Here is an 8,046-nt window from a genome sequence, read left to right as displayed (position 1 = left end):
GCCGGTACGGATCCCGCCGGGCTCCCGGGCGCCACGGGAGCCCCGGACGCCCCGGGCGTCGCCGCGGACGGCGCGGGTGGCGCGGGTGCCGCCGCGGGCTGCTCCACCGGTTCGGGCTGCCCCTGCGTGCGGTCCATGGATTGGTCCCCCCGATCGCGCTCTGCGCCGTCGCCGTCGTGTCGTACCGTCCGGCCTTCGCACATTCCGCTGTCGCTACGGGTCCGGTTACCGCCCGAACCCTAGACGGTGCCCGGTCGCACGGGGAACCGCAGGGGTGCCATCACCACCGGACCGTTACGTTTTCGCAGGAAGGGCGGGCGGCGGACGGCATCAGACCCGCGGGAGCGATTCCGCTTCGAGGCCGCCCTCGATCGCGAGGATGCGGTGCAGCCGGGTGGCGACGAGGAGCCGCTGCATCTGCGGCGGCACTCCGCGCAGGACGAGGCGGCGGCCGGTCCGGCCGGCCCGCCGGTGTGCTCCCATGATCACGCCGAGTCCGGTCGCGTCCCAGGAGTCGAGCCCGGTGAGGTCCAGCACGAGGTCGCCGTGGCCGTCGTCGAGGGCGGAGTGGAGGGCCGTACGGGCGTCCGCCGCGCTGCGCACGTCGAGGCGGCCCCCGACAGCGAGTTCGGCGTGGTCGCCCCTGATGTGCATGTGTGCTCCCGGCAGTCCTGGGTACGTGGGGATCCGAGGGAAGGGATCCGACTGGTCCGTGGTCGGCAACTCTCACTGCAACTGACTGCCGTGCGGGCAGGGAAGTTGCCGACCGTGAGCGAACCGATACCTAATTCACCCGTGCGGGTGCAGGTATTCGAACAGGCGCCCGGTGGCCGGGCGCCGTTCACGGCTCGGCGGCTCAGTGCTTGTAGAAGCCCTGCCCGCTCTTGCGGCCGAAGTCGCCCGCGTCCACCATGCGGCGCATGAGCTCCGGCGGCGCGAACTTCTCGTCCTGGGATTCGGTGTAGATGTTGCTGGTGGCGTGCAGCAGGATGTCGACGCCGGTGAGGTCGGCGGTGGCGAGCGGCCCCATGGCGTGGCCGAAGCCGAGCTTGCAGGCGATGTCGATGTCCTCGGCGGAGGCCACGCCCGATTCGTACAGCTTCGCGGCTTCCACGACCAGGGCGGAGATCAGACGGGTCGTCACGAAACCGGCGACGTCGCGGTTGACGACGATGCAGGTCTTGCCGACCGACTCGGCGAACGCCCGGGTGGCCGCGAGGGTCTCGTCGCTCGTCTTGTAACCGCGGACGAGCTCGCAGAGCTGCATCATCGGGACGGGCGAGAAGAAGTGCGCGCCGACGACCCGCTCCGGACGCTCCGTCACGGCCGCGATCTTGGTGATCGGGATGGCGGAGGTGTTGGAGGCGAGGATCGCGTCGTCCCGTACGAGCTTGTCGAGCGCACGGAAGATCTCGTGCTTGACCTCGAGCTTCTCGAAGACGGCCTCGACGACGATGTCGACGTCGGCGACCGCGTCGAGGTCGGTGGTCGTCTTGATGCGGGCGAGCGCGGCCTCGGCGTCCTCGGCCGTCATCTTGCCCTTGGACACGAACTTGTCGTACGAGGCCTTGATGCCGTCGGTGCCGCGGGTCAGCGCCGCGTCGGTGACATCACGCAGTACGACGTCCCACCCCGCCTGAGCGGAGACCTGAGCGATTCCGGAACCCATAAGTCCGGCACCGATGACGGCGAGCTTCCCAGCCACTGCACACCCCACGTTCTTCCATCCGGCCCAGCTTCGTAGCCTCTCCGGCGGAGACTAGCGCTCGCGGGGGTTCGTGTGACCGCGAAGTAACACGCGTCACGTCTCAACTGACGGACATCACACCGGTACGGCTCAGCCGTCCGCTCGCACCAACCGGGCCTCGGCGGCCCGCAGTCGCGCCGCCCCGCGGGTCACCGCCGCGGGACGTCCGGGGCCGGGGGCCGGGGGCCCGCGGGCGTACGGACGGGGGAAGCCCGCCAAGGCGGCGGTCCGTCCGGCCAGTTCGACGTGTCGCCAGATTCAGAACATGTCGGTCAAAACATCATCTCTCCGTCCCGCCGGGCCCATTTCGGGTCCCGGTGGTGGACGCCGCCGGGACGGGAGGGCCGCCGCGTGCGCTTTTCCGGCGGGCCTCACTACGCTGGCCACATGGTGAACCTCACGCGCATCTACACCCGCACCGGTGACAAGGGCACGACCGCGCTCGGCGACATGAGCCGCACGGCCAAGACCGATCTGCGGATCTCCGCCTACGCCGACGCCAACGAGGCCAACGCGGCCATCGGCACGGCGATCGCCCTCGGCAGCCTGCCGGAGGATGTCGTGAAGGTCCTGGTACGGGTGCAGAACGACCTGTTCGACGTCGGCGCCGACCTGTGCACCCCGGTCGTCGAGGACCCGGAGTACCCGCCGCTGCGCGTCGAGCAGTTCTACATCGACAAGCTCGAAGCGGACTGCGATGTCTTCAACGAGCGGCTCGAGAAGCTGCGCAGCTTCATCCTCCCCGGCGGCGCCCCCGGCGCGGCCCTGCTGCACCAGGCGTGCACGGTGGTCCGGCGGGCCGAGCGCTCCACCTGGGCGGCGCTGGAGGCGCACGGCGAGGTGATGAACCCGCTGACCGCCACCTACCTGAACCGCCTCTCCGACCTCCTCTTCATCCTGGCCCGTACGGCCAACAAGGAGGTCGGCGACGTCCTCTGGGTACCCGGCGGCGAGCGCTAGAGCTCGTCCTCGCCCGGCCGCACCGCAGGAGCCCTGCGCGGCCAGATCGTGTACGTGGCGGCGACGACGGCGTGGACGGCGAGCACCCGCAGGGCGACGAACTGCCAGCCCTGCAGGGCTGCGGTGCCGGCCGCGTCGCCCACGTACCAGATCGCGGCCTGGAGCAGGGCGAGCGCGACGGCCGCGGCGGCCAGGGTGCGGATCCACAGCTTCCACTCGTGGACGGCCCTGGCCCTCCCGTACGCCGGGCCGGGCGGTTTCGGACCCCCGCCGAAGCGGTGGGCGGCGTGCCGGTCGAGCCATTTCACCGTGTAGTGGCCGTAGCCGACGGTGTAGCCGATGTAGAGCGCGGCCAGGCCGTGCGTCCAGCTCGGCTCGCCCCCGTTGCGCAGGTCCAGGGTGGTGGCCACGAGCAGGAGGAGCTCCAGCAGCGGCTCGCACAGCAGGACCGCCGCACCGAGCCGGGGCATCCCCGCGAGGTAGCGCAGCGCCAGTCCGCCGGCCAGCAGCACCCAGAAGCCGACCTCACAGGTGATGACCAGGGCGACGAGCACCGGATTCTCCCTTCCGCTCCCGCGGTCGGCGACGGCCGACGACCACTGGGTCCAGGCTCCCGTCCGGCGCGGGCCGCTTCGTCGTCGCCGGTGACGAACCGTGGCTGCACCCTTCGGTGTAGTGCGGGATCCGCGCGTCTCCGCCCAGGCGCCGAGGCCCGCGCCTCCCGGACCCTGTTGGATGGAACCGTGACCCCGACCCCGCCCCGGACCCCCACCGCACCCCCGGCCGCGCCGGCGGCCGGCCGGATCTTCCGCCCCCCCCGCGACGACGTCCTGCTCGCGGTGGTCAGCGTGCTCGCGGGCCTGCTGCTCTGGTCGCTCGGCATCCACATGAACGACCGGCACCTCCTCCCCGCCTGGGCGGCCCTGGTCCCGCTCCTCGCGCTCGGCCCGATGGAACTGCTGCGCCGCACCGCGCCCAACACCACCCTGGCCGTCGGCACGGTGGGGGTGATCGCCGACCAGTTCACCGTGGGAAATCTGGCCACCGTCTTGATCTTCACGGACCTGATGTACGCGGCCGTCGTCTACGGCAAACCCGCCATGGCCCGGCGGCTCCCGATCACCACCGGCCTGGTCACCATCGCCGTCACCGTGGCCTTCCTGGCCTGGCTGCGCACCCCGCAGTCCCTGATGATCGGCGTGCTCACCGGCATCGTGTGCTTCGGCCCGGCCCTGACCGGCGCCACCCTGCGCAACCACCGCGAGGCCGCCGAGGCCGCCCGGCTGCGCGCCGAGCAGACGGCACTGCTGGCCGAGATGGACCGCAGTCAGGCCGTCGTCGCCGAGCGGGCCCGGATGGCCCGCGAGCTGCACGACATGGTGGCCAACCACCTGTCCGCCATCGCCATCCACTCCACGGCCGCGCTGTCGATCGACTCCCCCGAGACGAGCCGCGAGGCCCTCGGGGTGATCCGGGAGAACAGCGTGCAGGGGCTGGCCGAAATGCGGCGCCTGATCGGGCTGCTGCGGGACGCGGGCGCGGAGCAGGAGGCGGTCGCCACGCCCTCCCTCGACGGGCTCGACGCCCTCCTGGGCCAGGCCCGCGTCAACGGCGCCGCGAGCGGGCTGGACTTCGTGCTCCTCGACGAGCGGGCGCCCGGGGAGCCGCTGCCGGCCCCGGTGGAGCTGGCGGCGTACCGGATCGTCCAGGAGTCGCTGACGAACGCCCTCAAGCACGCCGTCCCGGGCACGGTCCGGGTCCGCGTGGCGCGTGCGGACGGGCTGCTGACCGTACGGGTGGACTCCCCGTACGGGGACCGGCCGGGTCCCCGCGCCCCGGGCTCGGGAGCCGGGCTGGTCGGCATGCAGGAGCGCACGGAGCTGCTGGGCGGGGAGTTCTCGGCGGGCCGGGCGGGATCGGTTTGGCAGGTGCGGGCGCAGCTGCCCGCGGAGGAGAAGGCGGTGGCCGGATGAGCATCCGGGTCGTGGTGGCCGAGGACCAGAGCGCGGTACGGGCCGGGCTGGTGCTGATTCTGCGCAGCGCGGGCGACATCGAGGTCGTGGGCGAGGCGGCGGACGGCGAGGAGGCGGTGCGGGCGGCCCGGGAGCTGCGGCCGGATCTCGTCCTCATGGACGTGCAGATGCCGCGGCTCGACGGGGTGTCGGCGACGCGCCAGGTGGTGGCGGAGGGGCTGGCCGACGTCCTGGTGCTGACCACCTTCGACCTGGACGAGTACGTGTTCGGCGCCCTGCGCGCGGGGGCTGCGGGCTTCCTGCTGAAGAACGCCGAAGCGGCGGAGCTGATCGGTGCGGTGCGGACGGTCGCGCGCGGGGAGGGTCTGATCGCCCCGGCGGTGACCCGGCGGCTGATCGCCGAGTTCTCCGCTCCGCGGCCGGTGAGGGCCGCGGTGGCGCCGGAGAGGACCGCGGCGGTGGCCTCGCTGACGCGCCGCGAGCGGGAGGTGTTCGGGTGTCTGGGCGAGGGGCTGTCGAACGCGGAGATCGCGGTGCGGCTGGAGATGGCGGAGGCGACGGTGAAGACGCACGTCAGCAGGCTGCTGGGGAAGCTGGAACTGCGCAGCCGCCTCCAAGCAGCCGTACTGGCCCAGGAGTTGGGTCTCTAGCGGCGCGATGGAGCGGGGCTCCGGCGCGGGCCGGGTGAAGGTCTGGACCTCTTGACGCTTGGTCCAGACCTTTCTACGCTCGCGGCAACTGTGGTGAGCGTGCCATGACAAGCGTGCTCACGGGCGGCGCAGGTCCCACCCCCATGTCGCAGCCGGCCCCACGGCGGCGACGGACCTACGGAGGAGCACCCTTGAGCACAGCACCCCCACCCCGCATCCGTCTCGTCAGAAGGCTCGCCGCGATCGTGGCCGCCTTCGCCCTGCCCGTCGCCGGGCTCGTGGCCCTGGCCGGGCCCGCCCAGGCCGCCGCCTCCGCGACGGCCACGTACACGAAGGTCTCCGACTGGGGGACCGGCTTCGAGGGCAAGTGGACGGTGAAGAACACCGGCACCACCACCCTCACCAGCTGGACCGTGGAGTGGGACTACCCCTCCGGCACCACGGTCACCTCGGCCTGGGACGCCACCGTCACCAGCTCCGGCACCCACTGGACCGGCAAGAACGTCGGCTGGAACGGCACCCTCGCCCCCGGCGCCACGGTCAGCTTCGGCTTCAACGGCGCCGGCCCCGGCGCCCCGGGCGGCTGCAAGGTCAACGGCGGCTCCTGCGACGGCGGCACCAACCCCACCGACAGCCCGCCGTCCGCCCCCGGCACCCCCACCGCGAGCGGCGTCACCGACACCTCGCTGACCATCGGCTGGGCCGCGGCCACCGACGACAAGGGCATCAAGAACTACGACGTCTACCGCGGCGGCACGAAGGCCGCGACCGTCACCGGCACCAGCTGGACCGATTCCGGCCTGACCAAGGGCACGACGTACACGTACAGCGTGATCGCCCGCGACACCGCCGACCAGAGCGGCCCCGCCTCCGGCTCCGTCTCGGTCACCACCACCGGCGGCGGCACCACTCCCCCGGACCCCGGCGGGAAGGTCAAGCTCGGCTACTTCACCGACTGGGGCGTCTACCAGCGCAACTACCACGTGAAGAACCTGGTCACCTCGGGCTCCGCCGCGAAGATCACCCACATCAACTACGCCTTCGGCAACGTCCAGGGCGGCAAGTGCACCATCGGTGACGCGTACGCCGACTACGACAAGGCCTACACCGCCGACCAGAGCGTCGACGGCGTCGCCGACACCTGGGACCAGCCGCTGCGCGGCAACTTCAACCAGCTGCGCAAGCTCAAGGCCAAGTATCCGGGCATCAAGGTGCTGTGGTCCTTCGGCGGCTGGACCTGGTCCGGCGGCTTCGGCCAGGCCGCCGCCAACCCGGCCGCCTTCGCCGACTCCTGCTACAGCCTGGTCGAGGACCCGCGCTGGGCGGACGTCTTCGACGGCATCGACATCGACTGGGAGTACCCGAACGCCTGCGGGCTGTCCTGCGACACCAGCGGCGCCGCCTCCCTGAAGAACGTCCTGTCCGCGCTGCGCACCAGGTTCGGCGGCAGCAACCTGGTGACCGCCGCGATCTCCGCGGACGGCTCCAACGGCGGCAAGCTCGACCTCGCCGACTACGCGGGCGCCTCGCAGTACGTCGACTTCTACAACGTCATGACGTACGACTTCTTCGGCGCCTGGGACGCCAAGGGCCCGACCGCCCCGCACTCCCCGCTCACCTCGTACGCCGGCATCCCGATCGCCGGCTTCAACTCCGAGGCCGCGATCACCAAGCTCAAGGGCAAGGGCATCCCCGGCTCCAAGCTCAACCTCGGCATCGGCTTCTACGGCCGCGGCTGGACCGGCGTCACCCAGGACGCCCCCGGCGGCGCCGCCACCGGGCCGGCCCCGGGCACGTACGAGCAGGGCATCGAGGACTACAAGGTGCTCAAGGGCAGCTGCCCCGCCACCGGCACCGTCGCCGGCACGGCCTACGCCAGGTGCGGCGGCAACTGGTGGAGCTACGACACCCCGGCCACCATCGCCGGGAAGATGAGCTGGACCAAGCAGCAGGGCCTCAGGGGCGCCTTCTTCTGGGAGTTCAGCGGCGACACCGCAAACGGCGAGCTCGCGGGCGCGATCCACACCGGTCTCCAGTAGCCCCCGCCTGCCGGCCCGGTGAACGACGAGGCCGGGGAGACCGGGTCCGCCCCCGGCCTCCCCGGCCTCTCCTTCTGCACGCGCCGCTCGCACGGCTCGGCCATCAGGCCACGTTCACCCTCTGCCCCGGAGGCGCGGCCTCCAGCCAGGCCAGGAAACCGGTCAGCGCGTCCTCGCTCATCGCCAGCTCCAGCCGGGTCCCGCGGTGGAGACAGCAGAGCACGACGGCGTCGGACAGCAGGGCCAGCTCCTCCTCGCCCTCGGGGGCGCGGCGGGCCACCACCTCGATGGAGGAGCGCTCCAGCAGCCGGCGCGGCCTCGGGGAGTACGAGAAGACACGGAACCACTCGATCCGGTCACCGCTGTAGCGGGCGACCCCGTACACCCAGCCCTTGCCGGAGATGTCCGGTTCCTCGGACACCCCCCACCGCAGACTGCAGTCGAAGGTGCCGCCGGACCGCTGGATGAGTCTGCGGCGCAGCCCGAACACAAACAGCCCGATCACCACCAGGGCTACGACCAGGCCGCTCACAAGCAGAGCGAGGAGCATCTTCACCGACCTCCTCGCTCATCGAATACCCAAAACGAAAAACGACCTGCATCGCCTCAGCCGCGACCCGGTCTGGAAAATTCCAGACCGGGCCCCGGCGGAGGTCTCAAACAGGTTAGGTACGGGG

8 protein-coding genes are annotated in these 8,046 nt (G+C 71.7%); 4 read left to right on the top strand and 4 right to left on the bottom strand.

What is annotated here, in order from left to right; all coding sequences use genetic code 11:
- Positions 1 to 330: 330 nt before the first annotated feature.
- Together ACFXA3_RS08935 and ACFXA3_RS08930 are read right to left on the bottom strand one after the other, a co-directional pair.
- Positions 331 to 654, bottom strand: a complete 324-nt coding sequence (locus ACFXA3_RS08935; RefSeq protein ID WP_054224709.1) for an STAS domain-containing protein — start codon at positions 652 to 654, stop codon at positions 331 to 333.
- 202 nt (positions 655 to 856) lie between these two features.
- On the bottom strand, positions 857 to 1,705 hold the full coding sequence (locus ACFXA3_RS08930) for a 3-hydroxyacyl-CoA dehydrogenase family protein (RefSeq protein ID WP_352214409.1): 849 nt from the start codon (positions 1,703 to 1,705) through the stop codon (positions 857 to 859).
- A 429-nt stretch (positions 1,706 to 2,134) separates the two neighbouring features.
- Between ACFXA3_RS08930 and ACFXA3_RS08925 the strand changes: the two genes are divergently transcribed.
- Positions 2,135 to 2,707 carry a cob(I)yrinic acid a,c-diamide adenosyltransferase gene (locus ACFXA3_RS08925; protein WP_385183978.1) on the top strand — a complete coding sequence of 191 codons (573 nt, stop codon included), beginning with the start codon at positions 2,135 to 2,137 and terminating at the stop codon, positions 2,705 to 2,707.
- Here ACFXA3_RS08925 and ACFXA3_RS08920 read toward each other — a convergent pair.
- On the bottom strand, positions 2,704 to 3,261 hold the full coding sequence (locus ACFXA3_RS08920; protein WP_385183975.1) for a hypothetical protein: 558 nt from the start codon (positions 3,259 to 3,261) through the stop codon (positions 2,704 to 2,706). The two genes, ACFXA3_RS08925 and ACFXA3_RS08920, sit on opposite strands and share 4 nt — an antisense overlap.
- A 249-nt stretch (positions 3,262 to 3,510) precedes the next feature.
- Here ACFXA3_RS08920 and ACFXA3_RS08915 point away from each other — a divergent pair, with 249 nt between their 5' ends.
- The 3 genes from ACFXA3_RS08915 (at position 3,511) to ACFXA3_RS08905 (ending at position 7,369) form a co-directional block, all read left to right on the top strand.
- On the top strand, positions 3,511 to 4,680 hold the full coding sequence (locus tag ACFXA3_RS08915; protein ID WP_385183987.1) for a sensor histidine kinase: 1,170 nt from the start codon (positions 3,511 to 3,513) through the stop codon (positions 4,678 to 4,680).
- Positions 4,677 to 5,330, top strand: a complete 654-nt coding sequence (locus ACFXA3_RS08910) for a response regulator (protein WP_385183972.1) — start codon at positions 4,677 to 4,679, stop codon at positions 5,328 to 5,330. The genes ACFXA3_RS08915 and ACFXA3_RS08910 overlap by 4 nt, the downstream gene beginning before the upstream one ends.
- A gap of 143 nt (positions 5,331 to 5,473) precedes the next feature.
- Positions 5,474 to 7,369, top strand: a complete 1,896-nt coding sequence (locus ACFXA3_RS08905) for a glycosyl hydrolase family 18 protein (protein ID WP_385183984.1) — start codon at positions 5,474 to 5,476, stop codon at positions 7,367 to 7,369.
- 103 nt (positions 7,370 to 7,472) lie between these two features.
- Here the strand turns inward: ACFXA3_RS08905 and ACFXA3_RS08900 are convergent, their stop codons facing one another.
- Entirely contained in the window at positions 7,473 to 7,919 is a 447-nt protein-coding gene (locus ACFXA3_RS08900) for a DUF2550 domain-containing protein (protein ID WP_327285497.1), read from the bottom strand.
- Positions 7,920 to 8,046: the final 127 nt, after the last annotated feature.

This window comes from Streptomyces sp. NPDC059456, assembly GCF_042750055.1.
GTDB lineage: Bacteria > Actinomycetota > Actinomycetes > Streptomycetales > Streptomycetaceae > Streptomyces.
This window is presented reverse-complemented; position numbering and strand designations above follow the sequence as displayed.